Source organism: Arthrobacter vasquezii (genome assembly GCF_029455255.1).
GTDB lineage: Bacteria > Actinomycetota > Actinomycetes > Actinomycetales > Micrococcaceae > Arthrobacter_D > Arthrobacter_D parietis.
This window is the reverse complement of sequence record NZ_JAROKN010000024.1, coordinates 1-16,522: the sequence shown is the minus strand read 5'-3', so window position 1 is coordinate 16,522 and position 16,522 is coordinate 1. Positions and strand designations below refer to the sequence as shown.

Genomic DNA, 16,522 nt, shown 5'->3' with positions numbered 1-16,522 from the left:
GTAACAGGTAACCGGCGGTGCTGCGGGTGCGCAGCGCCCGGTCAGTCGCGGATCCTGACAGCAGTTTCCCTAAGATAGAGATCCACCCGGGTATATGCGTCCCGGGTCAGGGCTTTCCACAGCTCAAGAGCGAGCCGCTCATCCTCCGACTCCAAGCGAGATATGGCGTCCGCCGTGAGGAGCTTGATGACAACGTTTCCGGACGCCTTGACCGTGGTTTCCTGCCGATCGTCACTGCCGAGCGCCAGTTCCCCAAAGGTCATCCCGGCACTAAGGGTGGTCAGTTTCACCCGATCGCCGGTGGGACCGACCACCGATGTCGTGACCGCTCCAGACAAAATGAAAAACACTCCACCGAACGACTGACCGATACGACGGATGACATCGCCGTCGTCGTAACTTCGATCTTCCATCCGGTCTGCGAGCTTCTGCACGTCTTCAGCGCTGAGCGGACCAAGAGCCGGACACTGGAAAATGTCAACCTTGCTCGGCAGATCGAGATCGCTCCCGTATGTTGCAATCAGCCGGTTCTCGCACCATTCAACCGCCGCCGTCCGCGTGTCAAAAGTCGGAACCTCACGGTCGACATCGCGGAAAGCATGGGCAAGCGTTCCCTCCGCATCTATCAACACGAGCTCCCGGCCCTCATCGACCAGGTTCTCCCGGACCTCAGCCAGGAGCCGGAGGGAAACATCTGCAACTTCATCGACGCGACGCAGGTCCAGAATGACGAGCTCCACCTCCTCCGGGAGGTTGCTCAGTTCGCGGACCATCGACTCGGTACCGGCAAACAGCAGGTCACCATTCAGCTCGACAAGGCGTGCACGATGCCCATGATCGCGAATGAGGTCCATTGCCTCATCGTCGCGTCGGATGCCCGATGGCGCGGCAGTGATGTCGTAGGTCGAGCGGATAGCAGACTTGCCCACACGCGCTGCCCGGACAAAGTGCAACTCCATGTCCTGCGAGAGCCGCTGGCTTGTCGCCATGCCGCGCACGCTGCTGCCGTGCTCATCGAGCGGCGGTGAATAGACCGCCAGCCCAACCTGCCCCGGCAGTACAGAGATCGTTCCACCGCCCACACCGCTCTTGGCCGGCATCCCGACGGTACTGATCCACGAACCGGCGTCGTCATACATTCCGCAGGTGGTCATGACGGACAGCACGCGCTCCACCGGCACAATGTCCATGACCTGATTCCCCGTCATGGGATTCCGCCCGCTGTTGGCCAGGGTCGCCGCCATGAGGGAAAGGTCCAGGCAGTTCACCAGCACCGAACACTGACGGAAGTAGTCCTCGATTACCGGCGTCGGATCGTCCTCGATGATGTTGAAGGACCTCAACAGGTACGCGAGGGCACGGTTCCGGTGACCATGTTCGAGCTCCGATGCGAAAATTTCCTCATCAATGGAAAGCTGCCGCCCCGCAAATGCCGAATACGTGTTGACGATCCGCTTGATCCGGGTATTGCCGCCGGCTCCCTTGACCAGCGAGGTGGCAGTCAGCGCGCCGGCATTGATCATGGCGTTTGCCGGGCGACCGGTACCTTCGGCAAGAGATATCTCGTTGAACGAATCACCGGAGGGCTCAACGTCAACCTTCTCGTCCACCGCGTCCAGCCCGAGATCCGCCAACGCCAAACCATAGGTGAAAGGCTTTGAGATCGACTGGATGCTGAACTCTTCGCGCGTATCGCCGACCTCGTAGATGTACCCGTCCACGGTGGTGAGGCAGATCCCAAAGTTGTCCGGATTGACGTTCGCCATCGCCGGAATGGTGCTGTACGGCTTGCCGTCCTTCAGATCCGCAATCTCCCGGTGAATCCGCGCAAGGTAGCTTTCAATTGGAGATTCCATAGCTGCAAGACTATGGCGATGCGTCAGCGGCGCCCAACGGCGGCGCCGGGACTAGCGTTTCCGCCCGCCGTCGATGATCAGGGAGAGCGCGATTCCGAACATCCACACGTCCTTCGCGACGGGCGTCCCCTCCTGGCTGGGACGAACGGCATCATCCTGGGTCATTCCCGGAGTGCGGAAGTACATCGCGAGCAGACCGCCGGAGAACGCGGCCAAACCCAGCCCCACCAGGCGGCTGGGAACGAACGGCACCAGAAGCGCGGCGCCTAGACCGATTTCGACGGCGGAAATCACCTTGCCGAACTTCTCCGGTTCCAGCTGCTTGACCTGCGGAAAAGCGTTCGCGGCCATGCCCTGCAAGTAAGCTGCGGTGTCCCGATCGAGTTCCCTCTTGGTGATGCCGGAATTGAGGATAAACGCTCCCGTGCTGAGTCGCAGGGGGATGTGGCTGAGATTCATCGGAACTCCTTCGAAGAACTGGGTTGACTGCCTTTGAGCCTACGTCCGGGCGGTACCGGCCGCCAGTGTTTTCACCTCCAATAGTGATGGCTCCGTGATCTCAGCGTGACGTTATCTTGACCTTCACGTGCTTAGGGTGGTCGACGGTTCCCTTGCGAACAGCGGATAAAAGCTACGTAACTACGGTGAAGAAGGTCTTGATGTGTTGGAATTTCTAGGTGACAGGTTCAATCAGATCCTGTTCTCGGGATGGCAACACATGAGCCTTGTGGTTCAGTGCCTCATCCTCGCAACCATACTGTCGGTGGTCATCGCGACGCTTGTGTACCGCAGCGGTGCGCTCACGTCACTGGCCAACAGCGTTTCCGCCGTCGGGCTCACTATCCCGTCCTTCGCGCTGATCGGCCTGTTGATCGCGCCGTTCGGTTTCGGAGTCACGCCGGCCGTCATCGTGGTCACCTTCTTCGCCGCACTGCCCATCCTGCGCAACGCCGTCGTGGGACTGACGGGAATCGATAAAGCCGTCATCGAATCCGCCCGCGGAATCGGGATGAGCAGGTTCCGCACACTGGTTCAGGTGGAGTTGCCCATGGCCTGGCCGGTCATCCTTGCCGGAATCCGCGTTTCCGCGCAGATGGTGATGGGCATCGCCGCCATCACCGCGTACGCCCTCGGGCCAGGCCTCGGCGGGTTCATCTTTTCCGGTCTGTCCCGTCTGGGCGGCGCCAACTCGCTCGAGTCGGTCATCACCGGCGTTGTAGCCGTCATCATTCTGGCCCTCATCCTTGACCTTCTACTCGTCGGCCTCGGCCGCATCACAACCCCGCGAGGTATCCGTGTCTGACACCATCGAAAAACCCAAAAATACCGCCGCAAACGGAAATGCAGTTACCGGTGCAAGCATTCTGCTCGACAAGGTGACCAAGCGTTACCCCGGGCAGGCCAAGCCAGCCGTTGACGGACTCACCATGGAGATCCCGGCCGGCAAGATCGTCATGCTGGTGGGCCCATCCGGCTGCGGCAAGACCACCACCCTGAAGATGATCAACCGGCTCATCGAACCTACCGAGGGCCGGATTGTCCTGGACGACGACGACGTCACAGACATCGATGGCGACGCACTCCGGCGCCGGATCGGCTATGTCATCCAGGCTGGCGGGCTCTTCCCCCATATGACGGTCGCCACCAACATCGGGATTGTGCCGAAGATGCTTGGATGGAGCAAGGAGAAGATCGCTGCCCGCGTCGACGAACTCCTGGAGCTTGTATCCCTCGATCCGGCAACCTACCGCGACCGCTTCCCCAAAGAGCTTTCCGGTGGGCAGCAGCAACGCATTGGTGTGGCACGCGCGCTCGCCGCCGATCCGCCGGTCCTCCTCATGGACGAGCCGTTCGGGGCTGTGGACCCCATCACCCGTCAGCGTCTCCAGGATGAGCTCCTGAACATTCAGGAAGAACTGCAGAAGACCATTGTCTGCGTCACCCACGACTTCGATGAGGCAGTGAAGCTCGGGGACTGGATTGCGATCTTCACCGAGGGAGCGCAGCTCGTCCAGTACGACACCCCTGAGCGGATTCTCGCCGACCCGGCCAACGATTTCGTTGAAAACTTTATCGGTTCAGGAGCCGGTTTGAAGCAGCTCACGCTGACCCGTGTCAACGAAGTGGAACTGGCGGACGCCGTCGTCGCTACTGTCGGTGATCTCGGCAGTGATGTCCTGTCGCGGTTGGATGAAGCCGGCCACAATCACGCTGTCGTTGTTGACGGACGACGCCGGCCCATCCAGTGGCTCACGCGCCGCCAGCTTTCGCGGCTGGAAACCGTGAGTGACGACGTCGACGCCAAGCTTCCTGTGGTCGGTGACCGTGCCACGCTCAATGACGCGCTGGACACCATGCTGGTGTCCAGCGCCGGAGCTGCACTGGTGACCGGGAGGCGGGATACATTTCTCGGTGTCATCGATGTCGAAACGGTGATGGACGCGATTACCCGGGCGCACAAACACGCGATGACTGCACATTCGGACGGACGTCCCGTGGGGATCAACACGGGGACGCTGGAGGCGGTTGATGCGTCGTCATCCAGTGCCTCGCCAGCCAACGTGGCGTCAGCCAACCCGGGGGAGCGTCCCGTTGAGTAGCGTGACAGCCCAGCCTGAGGCGCCGCAGGAACCTATATCGGAGGAAGCACCCAACGTTCACTCCGAGGTGAAGCGCCCCACCTGGCGGCCGTTGATCCTGCAGCTTGCAGGTATCGCCGCAGTGTTTGCCGCGGTGGTCATTTGGTTGTTGACTGCGGATCTTTCGGAAACGGAGCTGATCACCCTCGCTCCGGATGCACTCTTCGGATACGCGATCGACCACTTGGCGCTGACCGCCGTGTCTGCAGTCATCACACTGCTGATCGCCATCCCGCTCGGCATCCTGCTCACACGTGCGCCGCTGAAGAAATTCACGGGGCCGGTGCTCGCCGTCGCGAACATTGGCCAGGCAGCGCCGGCCATCGGCCTCGTTGTGCTCTTGGCAATCGCTGTCGGCTTCGGCTTTACTGCAGCCGTGATAGCGCTGGTGCTCTACGCGATCCTTCCCGTTCTGCGGAACACCATGGTGGGCATCACGCAGGTGGACGCCCGGCTGGTGGAAGCAGGCAAAGGGATGGGGATGAGCGCGGTAGCTGTGCTGTTCAAAGTGGAGCTCCCGTTGGCGGTGCCGGTGATGCTCGCAGGAATCCGAACGGCGCTTGTACTGCTGGTCGGTAGCGCAGCGTTGGCCGCCTTCATCAATGGAGGAGGCATGGGCATCCTCATCGTCACCGGCGTGAACCTGAGCCTTACCAATGTGCTGGTCGCAGGATCGATCCTGGTGGCGCTGCTTGCACTTCTTGTCGACTGGATCGGGCGTGTTGTGGAACATGTCGCCCGTCCGAAGGGACTCTAGATGTTGAAATCATTCTCTCTCCCGGCCGCTGCGCGCAAAAGTGCGGCGACCGCCGTCGTACTTTCTGCCGGGCTGCTGGCAACCGGGTGCGGCCTGCAACCGGCCACGTCCTATGTACCGGCGGCCGGACCGGGCAGCATTACCGAAGTGGTTGACGGGGCACCGCTCACCGTGACGTCCAAGAACTTCACGGAGCAGCTTATTCTCGGCAAAATCGGCGTTCTCGCCGCGCAGGCTGCCGGCTTCGACGTGACTGACCTGACCAACGTGCCGGGCAGTCAGCCGGTCCGGGAACTGATGCTGTCCGGCCAGGCCGACGTCACGTGGGAGTACACCGGCACCGCCTGGCTGACTTACCTCGGCAAGGACCGGGGGATCCCTGACCAGCAGGAGCAGTGGCAGGCCGTGTATGAGGCGGATCTGGAGAACGGACTCACCTGGGGCGAGCCGGCGCCGCTGAACAACACTTACGCGATGGCTATCCGTTCCGAAGCGGTCGAGGAACTGGGCGGCATCAGCACAATCTCGGAAATTGCCGAGATCCCCGTCGAGGAACGCACGTTCTGCGTCGAGGCCGAGTTCAACTCGCGTCCTGACGGGCTCACCCCGATGCTTGCGCACTACGGGATGGCCCGAGGTACTCCGACCGGCGTGCCGGAGGACAACATTGACATCTACGACACCGGAGCCATTTATGCCGCAACCGATAACGGGGCGTGCAATTTCGGCGAGGTGTTCTCCACGGACGGCCGGATTGATGCCCTCGACCTGACCATCCTCGAAGACGACCGCGGGTTCTTCCCGGCCTACAACGCGGCTCCTGTCTACTACACGGAAACCCTCGAGGAGCATCCGGAGCTCGCCGAGGTGTTCGCGCAGGTTGCTCCCACGCTCACCGACGAAGCACTGCGGACAATGAATCTGCGCGTGGACGTTGAGGGTGAAGAACCCGCTGACGTTGCCTTTGACTTCATGGTGGAGCAGGGCTTCATCACCGAGCCGGAGGGGCCGCTCGGGGAGGGTTAGAGCGAAATCGCCAGGCGCCCGGTTGCGCTGACGACCAACCACGCCCAAGCGAGTGATCCCGCGATGACTACGGCGAACAGTGCGAGCCACACTGCGGTGAGGATTCCGGTTGAGCGGTATAGAAGGTAGGCGTCGGACTGTCCGCGGTCCCGCCGTCGTCGTGCATGGACTGAGACCACTTTGCCGAGGTCACGGACCGAGCCGACCAGCAGCGCCACTCCGAGGGCAACGACCGCGTGGCCGCTGAATTCGGCGGGAACGGCCACCACCAGCACGGTGGACACCGCCACTGCTCCGAGCAGGATGAGTACGCCGCCGGCATTGCGGATGAACAGCAGTGACAGCAGCAGCACCAGGGCGCCTACCGAAAGCGCGGCCGGCGCCCAGCCGGCGCATCCAGCCCACACCAGAACTGCGCCGACGACGGCGGGAACCGGGTACCCCCAAAAAGTTGCCCACGCTGTGCGCCAGCCAGGACGGCCGAGCGACGTGGTCAGTCCGGAATGGTCGAAATTGAGCCGGATTCCGGTCACGCGGCTCCCGGTCATCAGGGCGGCGAACGCATGTCCCAGTTCATGCACCACGGTGCTGAACAGCCCGAAGTAGCGCCACGTTGCCTTGGGAATGGAGAGGGCTGCGGCGGCCAGCAGAATGATCAGCAGTTCGGTCAAGGTCAGTTCGGGTGGCTGGCTCCTGCTGAAGCCTGCAACGATCCGATCCCACCACTGCGCCAATAATTCCACCTGCGGAATGCTACGTGACGGCGCTGGGAAGGTAGTGCGAGGATCACGAGAGGAAGCAGCAATCCGTCGAGGCACCGGATCCGAATTCCTCTCACCACAGGACGGGAAAGTATTAACGGACTCGCCGTGTGACGTTCATCCCAAGGTAGGAATGCCTCTGCTTTGATGAAGGTTAAATGAAGTGAAAGCTAGTCGAGCTCTATCGAGAAGGCGATCATGAACTTCCGGACGGCCGAGCACCCACGGCCGCAACATTTCATCCTGCACATGAGCGACACCCATCTGGTGGGTGGTCCGGAACCCCTTTACGGGTCGGTGGACAGCGAAGCGCGGCTACGCCAGATCTTCGCCGATCTGGAGGCGTCCGGATCCCGGCCGGAGGCAATTGTCTTCACCGGAGACTTGGCGGACAAGGGCGAGGCCGAGGCCTATGTGAAGCTCCGCAACATCGTCGAACCGGCGGCCCACAAGCTTGGCGCCGAGGTCATCTGGGCGATGGGCAACCACGATGACCGCGCCACCCTCCGCAGCGAACTGCTCAACGAGCCCGCGGACATAACCCCGCTTGACCGCAGCTACCTGATCAACGGCTTGCGCATCATCACACTGGACTCCACCGTTCCGGGCCATCACTACGGCGAGATCAGCCACGAACAGCTCGTCTGGCTGGCCAATGAACTCCTCACGCCGGCTCCCTACGGCACCATCCTGGCCCTGCATCACCCACCGGTTCCGTGCATCCAGGACCTTTCGGTCCTCGTGGAACTCCGCGACCAAAACCGGCTTGCCGACGTCATTCGCGGTACGGATGTCCGCGCAATCCTGGCCGGGCACCTGCACTACTCAACCAACGCGCTGTTCGCGGGCATCCCGGTCTCGGTGGCGTCCGCCACCTGTTACACCCAGGACCTCACCTACGACGACGGCGGCACCCGCGGTCGCGACGGAGCCCAGGCTTACAATCTGGTTCACGTGTATGAGGACACGGTGGTGCACTCAGTGGTGCCTATCGGCACCCATACAGCGGTTGGCGAGACCGTTCCGCGCGAGGAGACCCGCAGGCGCCTGGAGGCAGCCGGAGTCCAGATTGCCGAGGCAGCACCTGCCAGGACGCTGACCGGCGTCTGAAGGCGCACAGGCCTACTTCCCCAGGCCTACTTCTCCCAGGGCGCCTTCACCGGGAAGTACTTCTCGAGGAAGTCGGTCACAGCGCGGGCGCGTTCTTCCGCCGGGATTTCCGGGAAGCTGCCGTCATTGAGGCAGAACAGGTCCATGTTGCGCTTGTCCAGCAGCTTGTGAAGCTTCCGCAACCCGGAACGCATGGTGGTGTCGATGTACTTCACCCTCGCGGATTCCTGCGTCACGGCCCGGCCGGTCAGCAATGCGTAGTAGTGGTACAGCGAGTTGGTGACCGAGATGTTGTCTTTCGCGCGGAACTTCGACGCCGCCGTGGCAGCGAACTCCTCTGCAAACTCGTTCTCCATCTCCTCCATGACGCTCTTGCGCAGGGGCGCCGCGGTGTGCTCCAGGTGCCGAGTGGTGATGCGGCCGAAGCGCTCGTGAAGAAGCCGGCGGTTCACGCGTGCCGCGTTCTCGAACCCGCTGCGTTCAGCATCATTCTCACCCAGCCCGATGCGCGTGTCCGCCTGAATGAACTTCGTGACTCCGCCGGGGGAGAAGAACATGTCCGGCCCCACTGGGCGGCCAAAAAACATGTCGTCATTCGAGTAGAGAAAATGCTCGGACAGATCCGGAATATGGTGCAGCTGGCACTCGACGGCCTGCGAATTATAGGTCGGCAGCACGGACGGATCCTTGAAGTGCTCCACGGAGGGAACCAGCGTGACCGATGGGTGGTCAGCGAGCCACCCGGGACGCTCGGAATCCGTGGCAATGAAGATGCGGCGAATCCACGGAGCAAACATGTAGACGGAGCGCAGCGCGTACTTCAGCTCGTCGATCTGGCGGTAGCGGGCCTCATGATCATCACCCTCACCTACTACAACGTTCTGCATACGGGCAGCACGGGCCGCGAGGTACTCCGGCGAACTGCCGTCCACCCAGGTGAAGACGAGGTCGATTTCGAAGTCGATGTCCGTTGCGTGGTCTGCGAACATGTTGTCGATGGTCGGCCAGACCAGGCCGTGACGGGTGACCGAGCCGCGCACCACTTCATTCGACGGCAGGGTGCGCCGAGTCAGTGAGTTCTCCATGGGCAGCTCAATGCGGTCTCCGTCCAGGGACCACAGCTCTATCTGCACACCTGCCGAAGGGCCGAACGTGAGCCCGCCGATCGGTTCAATGCGGGGACGGAACAGCCGGAAGATCCGGGCTTTCTCACTCGGGGACAGGGCGCCGTCCGCCACCAGCAGGGTGGTGCGGCGCTTTGTGTCCACCGTGCGTGAGTAGAAGGGCTCGTTTCGGCAAGCCTCGACGAGCGCCGCCCTTAGGCGTTCGCGGTGCTTGAGGTCGACGGCAACGACGGGCCGCTCATCATTACCGCGCACCAGCAGATACTCAATGCCGGCGCGTTCCAGCGCCTCGCGGATGAACAGCAGGTCCTCCACCATTGCCTGGTGCGGTGTTGTTTCCGTATTGATGAGCGCAAACCGTCGCTTGACCGTGGTGATGTCATCGCGGTCATTCAGCCTGGCAACGGCGGCGCTGGAGGCAGACTCAAGCAGCTCGGTGTCATTCTCGACTTCGGGGGCGCCAAAGTACACATCATGCTGGGCGGCGGTATCTGTAATGGGATCCTCCAACGGTTTCAACAAAGTGCGGTGTTGCCGGTGCATACGCAGATTGGTTGCACGGCTGCTGCTCCAATGATAAGCCTGCCTACAAGCAGCCCGGCTTGCCCGTGGCAATCCCTGAAGGGATGCACTGCAGTGGAAGGACCCCATGCAAAGGAGCACTGTGACCCTGGAACCGTTCCCGACCGACTGGAAGCGCGCGCTGGTGCTGATGGCTCACCCGGATGACCCCGAGTACGGCACCTCCGCCGCAGTGGCCGAATGGATCACGCAGGGCAAAGAGGTCAGCTATGTGCTGGCAACGCGGGGCGAGGCCGGGATCGCCGGTCTCCCGCCGCAGGAAAGCGGCCCGCTGCGTGAGGGTGAACAGCGCACGGCATGCTGCCGGGTCGGCGTAGACGTGCTGGAATTTCTGAATTACCCGGACGGCCGCCTGACGGAATCCCTCGACCTCCGACGCGACCTGGCTGCAGCAATCCGCAGACACCGGCCGGACGGCATCGTCACCCTCAATCACCGGGATACCTGGGGCCCGGGCAAGTGGAACTCTGAGGATCACCGGGCGCTCGGCCGGTCAGTGCTCAACGCGGTAGCCGACGCCGCCAACGAGTGGATCTTCCCCGACCTTGAAGGCCCCCGCCACGAGGTGAAATGGACCGCGATCCTGAGCATGAACCCCACGCACGCCATGCAGGTCAGCGAAGAGAGCATCGAGAAGGCCATTCTCTCCCTCGCCGCACACTCAAGGTATCTGCAGGCGCTGGACAGCAGGCCCGTTGAGGAGCAGGCAACCGAACAGGTTCGCTGGGCCACCAGCCGGAACTCCGGGGACAGCGGCACCCCTGCGGTGGGGTTCGAGTTGTACGGGCTGTAGGCAGATCGATTCACCATTGACCGGGCGGAAATAACAGCGCTCCCGAAGACGGCGTTATTCGGGACCGGCTGATGCGGCTGACGCTTCCACCGCATAGAACCGCCGCGGGTCCTGCAGCAATGCCGGATACTCGAAGTCGCTGCGTCGAAGCCAGCCCGACAGGGAGATGGGGCGCCGCGCGGTGCCCGGCGCGCCGTCGTCGTTGTCTTTGCTGTCCTCCCGGTCAATGGACAACGGGCCCAGAGTGCCCCGCTGCAACCGGGCACCACCCTCCATTACGACGGCGGCAGCATCCCCCTCGCGCGCCAGCTCGGTAAACGCGGCGTACTGCCGGGACCATTTGGGTACCGCCCGCCCAGCCGGCGGGTGGCCGGGAAGCAGGAGCGCATCGCCGTCCTCTGTGTCGATCGGACCGTGCCAGATCCAGAGGCGCTCACCAAGCGGCTCGACGGGTAGAAGTTCCAGCTCCGGTTCCGGCCACGAGTACGGCAGTTCCTCCGGTGCGCCGGGAAAGCGCTCGCGGTAGAACTCGGGTGCCTTCTGGATCAGGTTGGACTGGTGGCTGACGTGGATCTCCGGCCTGCCCAGCCACGGCGGCATGGCAGGTTCCGGGCCAGTGCCCGCTTCGAAGGCTGCGGCGGAATCAGGGGCGAACTCGCTGATCAGCGGCGCAGTGCTGTCCGCGTGGCCGCGCGAAACCCATTCGCGGACCATCGCCAGGCCATACACGGTGAGGGCGGGCACGTAGCCCATCCACATCCTCGTGACCGGGTGGCTGCGCCAACCGTAGTCGGGCAGAACCAGCGCGCGCAGGATCTGCAGTGTCTCAACCCGCTGCTTGCCGAGCCGAGCCTGGTCGAGCACGGCGGCGCTGGCTGCGAAGTCCGGGTAGGGCAGGAACGTCTGCATGCGGCCAGTGTGCCATATTTGCTCAGTGTGCTGACTATCAAGGAACCGGGTAGGCAGCGAGCGTGCAATCGCTGAACGCGGTCACCTGCTGCCTACCCGATGATTCCCTGCCTATGGAATATCTGCCTGCGCGGCTTGCTGGTGGAGGGACCGCGCATCGTCCTTGGTCAGGAATCCTTGTGATTCCAGCTCCCTCACATTCTCCTTCACCGCTTTCACATAAGATCCGTGAGTCGGGTAGAGGCTGTTGATCGTGTCCTCATCGAAGGGGCGCTCGTAGCCGGCTATGAAACAAAACGATGCACCGGTCGCTGTGCCAAACCACGTACTGGTTGGGACGTCCAGGAACGGGGATCGCAGGCCGCCCTGAACATTGCCGAACTGGTCCAGAACAGGAGATCCGTTCTCGACGAGAATGGGATCCGCGCTGGGAGGCGCGATATCTTCCCGTACCCACAGATCAAGGTTCTTCAACGCAGCGTTGAAGAAGATGGAGCTCGGGAAACGGCTGCGTGGACCTTCGTTGCAATTCATCGGCGGAACAGTGCGGCCGGCCGCGATGATGTCTTCGGGAGCCGCGGAGAAGTACAACTCGTCCGGGGTGGCATGGCCAGCGCCGGCCATCTCGTAGTGGCGGTATTTGTCGCCGGGAAGATCGCTGTCCGGCCTGCGTGAACCAATCCCGAACAGGTAGTCCGACTGCGACATGATGCGCATAATCGGAACACCCACATCGGTGAATTGCCTGCGCTCATCAGTTGCCGGCGGCGCACTCTCACACTGGTTCATCGGGTAGGCGCCGGCAAAGGCACCGCCGGCCACGCCCACGATGTAGCCGTCGTAGATGGGTGCACCATCCTGCGCAACCACATGCGGCTGGACGCCGTTGATGTAATTGGCCAAATACCCGCCGGTTTGTGAATAGCCGAATCCGTACGCTTTCTCGACGAGCGTGGCCTCCCCGCCATAGGCGAGGGGATTGGTAGGGGCATCACTGCGCAACCATGCACCGACCTGGCTGTAGATGTCCCACACCAAACCGTTTTCGGTCGTTCTCGAGCTGTCGGCGGCTACCTGTTGACAGTTGCGGGGATCGCTCAGCGGAAGCGGATTGGCGAATGACAATGAACCGTACCGTTCAGCATCGAAATTCTTGAGGGCTTCAACGGAGATCGGTTTGGCTGTGATGCCAACCCAGGCATCACCATTCTCGACAATCTGCCTGCTCGTCATCGCCCAGCCGATATTGAGATCGAAGAGATTGGAAGGATTGAGCATCTCCACAACGACGTTGCCGCTGAAGTGCGAATCGTCAGCCGGTTTCCTGACCAGGACACGCGTTGTATAGGGCGCATCGGTTGTTTGAATGACAGCCGGTCCCGGAGCCGGCCAGCTGTAAACGTTGGCTTTCCCGCTGGCGAGGAATTCCTCTTCCACATAGCCCTGCTTCGACAGATCCTCGGGCACCAGCTGATGCTCCGCACCGCCGAAAGGATAGGACTCCTCGGATGTCGGCAAAAGCGCCACATCCGGGATTGGAGTTCGCCGCTCAAGTGCGTGACTTGCCACTCGATCCTCTCGCCCTTCGGCCGCGCCGGCAGGCATACTCACTGCCCCGAAAGTTGTTGCGGCCAGAGATAGCGAAAGCACGATGGACGCCCCAGTAGACCTTTGCACGATTACTCCCTTGTGATCGTTGAGCCGCTTGCCTGAGTTAGCAGCAGTGTTCGTAACGTAATGAACCGGACGGGTTCCGAACAAGACAACTGAACATACGTGCGTTTCTAAGAAAGGGTATTGACCGGCGCCGACCGGTGTACCTCGATCGCCTCCATGTAGTAGGACGTGAGCTGCTCACACAACACGGGCCAGGTGCGGCCTTGCACCGCGGAATACGCTGCACGCCCGAAAGCCCGGCGCTTCGTGTCGTCTCCGAGCAGGTCCATCACACCCGCGTGGAGCTGGTCCAGCTCACCCGGCGGGTAGAGCCAGCCGGTCCGGGAGGAATCAACCAGGTCCAGCGGACCGCCGCGGCCTACTGCAACCACCGGAACTCCTGATGCCATAGCCTCCTGGATGGTCTGGCAGAACGTCTCCGATTCACCCGGATGCACAAAGAGGTCGAACGACGCCATCATCCTTGCCAGGTCCTCGCCGGATTGGAAACCCGCGAAATGTGCGCCGGGCAGCTTGTGTTGGAGGGATTCCTTCGCCGGTCCGGAGCCGACAATGACCAGTTTGGTTTCCGGGATAGCGTCAAGCCCCGCGAGGTCCTCAACCTGTTTCTCGGCGGCGAGGCGTCCAACGTAGCCAATGATCTTTGTGCCGGCCGGTGCCACGGAATGCCGCCAGCCGCCGTCGCGCTTCACGGGGTTGAAGCGGGCGGTATCGACTCCGCGGCGCCACAGCCGCAACCGGGGAATACCGCGAGAGTCGAGCTGCTTCAACGCGAACGACGACGGCGCGAGCGTAAGCGTCGACGCCTGATGAATGTTCTCGACCCGCTGCCACAACAGGTTCTCGGCCCAGGGAACGCCGTACCGGGCCGCATAGGCGGGGATCTCGGTCTGATAGACGGAGACGGTGGGAAGCCCGAGCTGCTCCGCAGCCTGAACCGCACGCCACCCCAGCACAAACGGCGAAGCCACATGGACCACGTCCGGCGCGAAGGCTGCGAGAATCCGCCGCACCCTGGAGACCGTACCGGCCGCCAGCCGCACGTTGGTGTACCCGGTCAGCGGCACCGACGGCAGTGTGATCACCGGATAGCCCTCCACTGAAGCCGGCGCCTCGGAAACGGCCCGGGAGTGCCTGTCCAACCATGACGACGACGGCGCGATCACCAGCACGTCATCACCCCGGCTACGAAGGTGGGCCAGCACCTTCAGCAGGGAGTGGGTCACCCCGTTCATGTGTGGAAGGAACGATTCGGCAACCACTGCGACTCTCACGCTCCCGATAGTGGCAGCGGGTTCTGTGCACCCGGCGAGCGGGAGGTTGCGCGTGAATGAAATCTGCCTCAGGAGGCGGTGTACAACTGAGAGGCGGTGTACAACTCAATAGGCGGTGTACAGCTCGCCGACCGGCAATGCGACATCCAGCCGGTTGTCCGGGCCGGGGAGCGGACACGCCCACTCCTCGTCATAGGCGCAGGAGGGGTTGTAGGCGAAATTCAGGTCGACGATCAGCCGCCCGCCGCGCTCGCCGTGGTGTGCGCCCTTGATGGTGTCCAACACGTACCGTCCGCCGCCGTAACTCCCGCCATCCACACCGGACGAGCCGTCCCTCAGCGGGAGGAAGAGCCCGCCGCCGTAGGACTTCAGCCGCCACAGTGCGAGCCGGCCAACGCCGCCGGAGGCTCCGCCGTCAAGGGAAACCGTCCCCAGCCGTTCGAACGGGACCACCCCGTCGGTACCGGTGGGAACCTCCATCAGCTGGCCGGCGCCGTCGTCGTCAATGTCAGCTTCGAAGCGGAAGGCAGGGTCATATGGTGCGATATTCAGACCGGCGAAGGCCTGGCGGGCCGCCGGTGAAAGCGGTGACGCCGGGTGCCCGGCAAACAGCCGGTCGCGTCCCGTACGCCAGTGAGCGTGTGCCAGCGCGGGGGAGCCGGCGGCTGCCGCATCACGGACTTCGGCATACAGCGCGAAGACCTCCCGACGCCAGTCCGCTGTGTTCAGTGCCGTCGCTGCGAGAGTCATACTGCCAGCCTAACTCCAGCTTAACTGTTGCCTGCGCGTACTGTATTCAGCGTGACAATAGCGCTGTTCATCCTCGTCCTCGGACTCATCGTGCTAGGCGCAGTTGCCCAACGCATTGCCGGGCTGGGATTCGCGCTGCTCGTTTCACCGTTCCTCGTGCTGATCCTCGGCCCGCACGAGGGGGTGCTCCTGATCAATATCTGCGGCGTGGTGTCCTCAACGCTCATCGTGCCCCGGGTGTGGAAGGACATCGACTGGAGCATGTTCCGGTGGCTGACGTTCCCTGCCGTTTTCGGTTCGGTCGGCGGCTCCTTTGCTGCAGTGAACCTGCCCAGTGCGCCGCTGGCGGTGACCGTTGCCGCCGTCGTGCTGGCAGGGCTGACGGCGTCGCTGGTGCTGCAGCGTTCGTCGGTGATGGTCACGGGAAACCGGTCCAAGGCGGTCGCCGGGTTTTCGGCGGGACTGACTAATTCCATGGCAGGCGTCGGCGGGCCGGCGGTGAGCGCCTACGCGTTGCTCTCCCGGTGGCCGCAGCGACCGTTCGCCGCCACGCTGCAGCCGTTCTTCGCCGTTATCGGATCCGTCACCGTGATCGTCAAGCTCCTCATCGACCCAGGGCAGGTGCCGCCGCTGGACACCTGGATGTGGGCGCTGATCCCGGTCTCGATCATCCTCGGGATCTTCACGGGGGAGCGGCTCTCGCGATATATCCACGACCGCCAGGCGCGCTTCGCCGTCATCGTTATCGCCTTCCTCGGTGCTGCAACAGCGCTCATCAAGGGCCTTGCCGACCTGCTCGCCTGACGCTCCAGCAGAGCCAACGACCGGCGTCACCGTGACCTACACCGCCGAGTCGTTCAGGGGCTGATGCACGCGCCGGTGGCACCATGGAAGGGATGAAACTCCCCACCAAGCCCCGTGCGCTGCCGATGCCCCTCTGGCTGCAGGGCGCCTTTGAACTGGGACAGGCTGCGGTGATCTCCGCTTTGATCGTCCTGGTTCCCCTCGGCGCAGTGTGGTTGACGGGCGGTTTTGCCGGGCGCGATGCGCTCGGAACACTCCACCTCGGCGCGCAGGCCTGGCTGGTACTGCATGGTGCGCCCCTTGAACTTGCACGGCCCGACGGCGGCACCGGCCTGCTGTGGGCAGTTCCCCTTGCGCTGACGCTCGTCCCGTTCCTCCTCGCCTGGCGCGCAGGGCGGCGGTTGGCGCGCGCCTCCTACACCGACCAGCTGTGGCAGGCGCTGCTCGGTGCCCTCGCGGT

At 62.9% G+C, this 16,522-nt stretch carries 16 protein-coding genes; 8 read left to right on the top strand and 8 right to left on the bottom strand.

Annotated elements, in window-relative coordinates:
* Positions 1-41 precede the first annotated feature (41 nt).
* Both glsA and P4U43_RS10120 read right to left on the bottom strand, forming a co-directional pair.
* Positions 42-1,856, bottom strand: coding sequence for a glutaminase A (glsA, locus tag P4U43_RS10125; protein ID WP_277358629.1), 1,815 nt, complete (start codon positions 1,854-1,856; stop codon positions 42-44).
* A 51-nt stretch (positions 1,857-1,907) separates the two neighbouring features.
* The gene (locus P4U43_RS10120; protein WP_277358628.1) at positions 1,908-2,315 is read right to left on the bottom strand and encodes a hypothetical protein; all 408 of its coding nucleotides are present in this window, start codon (positions 2,313-2,315) and stop codon (positions 1,908-1,910) included.
* A 259-nt stretch (positions 2,316-2,574) separates the two neighbouring features.
* Here P4U43_RS10120 and P4U43_RS10115 point away from each other — a divergent pair, with 259 nt between their 5' ends.
* The 4 genes from P4U43_RS10115 to P4U43_RS10100 are packed head-to-tail and all read left to right on the top strand — an operon-like array spanning position 2,575 to position 6,278.
* The gene (locus P4U43_RS10115) at positions 2,575-3,159 is read left to right on the top strand and encodes an ABC transporter permease (protein WP_404800721.1); all 585 of its coding nucleotides are present in this window, start codon (positions 2,575-2,577) and stop codon (positions 3,157-3,159) included.
* Positions 3,152-4,456: an ATP-binding cassette domain-containing protein gene (locus P4U43_RS10110; RefSeq protein ID WP_277358626.1), complete on the top strand. Its 1,305-nt coding sequence runs from the start codon at positions 3,152-3,154 to the stop codon at positions 4,454-4,456. The genes P4U43_RS10115 and P4U43_RS10110 overlap by 8 nt, the downstream gene beginning before the upstream one ends.
* 34 nt (positions 4,457-4,490) lie before the next feature.
* On the top strand, positions 4,491-5,252 hold the full coding sequence (locus P4U43_RS10105) for an ABC transporter permease (RefSeq protein ID WP_404800722.1): 762 nt from the start codon (positions 4,491-4,493) through the stop codon (positions 5,250-5,252).
* On the top strand, positions 5,253-6,278 hold the full coding sequence (locus P4U43_RS10100; RefSeq protein ID WP_277358625.1) for a glycine betaine ABC transporter substrate-binding protein: 1,026 nt from the start codon (positions 5,253-5,255) through the stop codon (positions 6,276-6,278).
* Here the strand turns inward: P4U43_RS10100 and P4U43_RS10095 are convergent.
* Positions 6,275-7,021, bottom strand: a complete 747-nt coding sequence (locus P4U43_RS10095) for a M50 family metallopeptidase (RefSeq protein ID WP_277358624.1) — start codon at positions 7,019-7,021, stop codon at positions 6,275-6,277. The genes P4U43_RS10100 and P4U43_RS10095 overlap by 4 nt on opposite strands.
* 216 nt (positions 7,022-7,237) lie before the next feature.
* On the opposite strand from P4U43_RS10095, the gene P4U43_RS10090 reads away from it, so the two are divergent.
* Positions 7,238-8,149 carry a phosphodiesterase gene (locus P4U43_RS10090; protein WP_404800720.1) on the top strand — a complete coding sequence of 304 codons (912 nt, stop codon included), beginning with the start codon at positions 7,238-7,240 and terminating at the stop codon, positions 8,147-8,149.
* Between the two features lie 26 nt (positions 8,150-8,175).
* On the opposite strand, the gene P4U43_RS10085 is transcribed toward P4U43_RS10090, so the two are convergent.
* Positions 8,176-9,816, bottom strand: coding sequence for a stealth conserved region 3 domain-containing protein (locus tag P4U43_RS10085; RefSeq protein WP_277358622.1), 1,641 nt, complete (start codon positions 9,814-9,816; stop codon positions 8,176-8,178).
* 121 nt (positions 9,817-9,937) lie between these two features.
* Here P4U43_RS10085 and P4U43_RS10080 point away from each other — a divergent pair, with 121 nt between their 5' ends.
* Complete coding sequence (locus tag P4U43_RS10080; RefSeq protein WP_277358621.1) at positions 9,938-10,648, top strand: PIG-L deacetylase family protein; 711 nt, start codon at positions 9,938-9,940, stop codon at positions 10,646-10,648.
* Positions 10,649-10,702: 54 nt separating this feature from the next.
* Here P4U43_RS10080 and P4U43_RS10075 read toward each other — a convergent pair whose 3' ends face one another.
* The 4 genes from P4U43_RS10075 to P4U43_RS10060 all read right to left on the bottom strand — a co-directional run bounded on the left by P4U43_RS10075 (position 10,703) and on the right by P4U43_RS10060 (position 15,258).
* Positions 10,703-11,557 (bottom strand): MSMEG_6728 family protein, encoded by an 855-nt coding sequence (locus P4U43_RS10075; protein WP_277358620.1) that lies wholly within the window; start codon positions 11,555-11,557, stop codon positions 10,703-10,705.
* A gap of 111 nt (positions 11,558-11,668) precedes the next feature.
* Entirely contained in the window at positions 11,669-13,126 is a 1,458-nt protein-coding gene (locus P4U43_RS10070; protein WP_277358619.1) for an alpha/beta hydrolase domain-containing protein, read from the bottom strand.
* A 215-nt stretch (positions 13,127-13,341) separates the two neighbouring features.
* Positions 13,342-14,508 (bottom strand): glycosyltransferase family 4 protein, encoded by a 1,167-nt coding sequence (locus P4U43_RS10065; protein WP_277358618.1) that lies wholly within the window; start codon positions 14,506-14,508, stop codon positions 13,342-13,344.
* A 105-nt stretch (positions 14,509-14,613) separates the two neighbouring features.
* Complete coding sequence (locus tag P4U43_RS10060) at positions 14,614-15,258, bottom strand: DUF1684 domain-containing protein (RefSeq protein ID WP_277358617.1); 645 nt, start codon at positions 15,256-15,258, stop codon at positions 14,614-14,616.
* Positions 15,259-15,309: 51 nt separating this feature from the next.
* Between P4U43_RS10060 and P4U43_RS10055 the strand changes: the two genes are divergently transcribed.
* Together P4U43_RS10055 and P4U43_RS10050 are read left to right on the top strand one after the other, a co-directional pair.
* On the top strand, positions 15,310-16,062 hold the full coding sequence (locus tag P4U43_RS10055) for a sulfite exporter TauE/SafE family protein (RefSeq protein WP_277358616.1): 753 nt from the start codon (positions 15,310-15,312) through the stop codon (positions 16,060-16,062).
* A 92-nt stretch (positions 16,063-16,154) separates the two neighbouring features.
* Positions 16,155-16,522 (top strand): cell division protein PerM (locus P4U43_RS10050; RefSeq protein WP_277358615.1); only part of this gene is annotated, 368 nt, incomplete at its 3' end.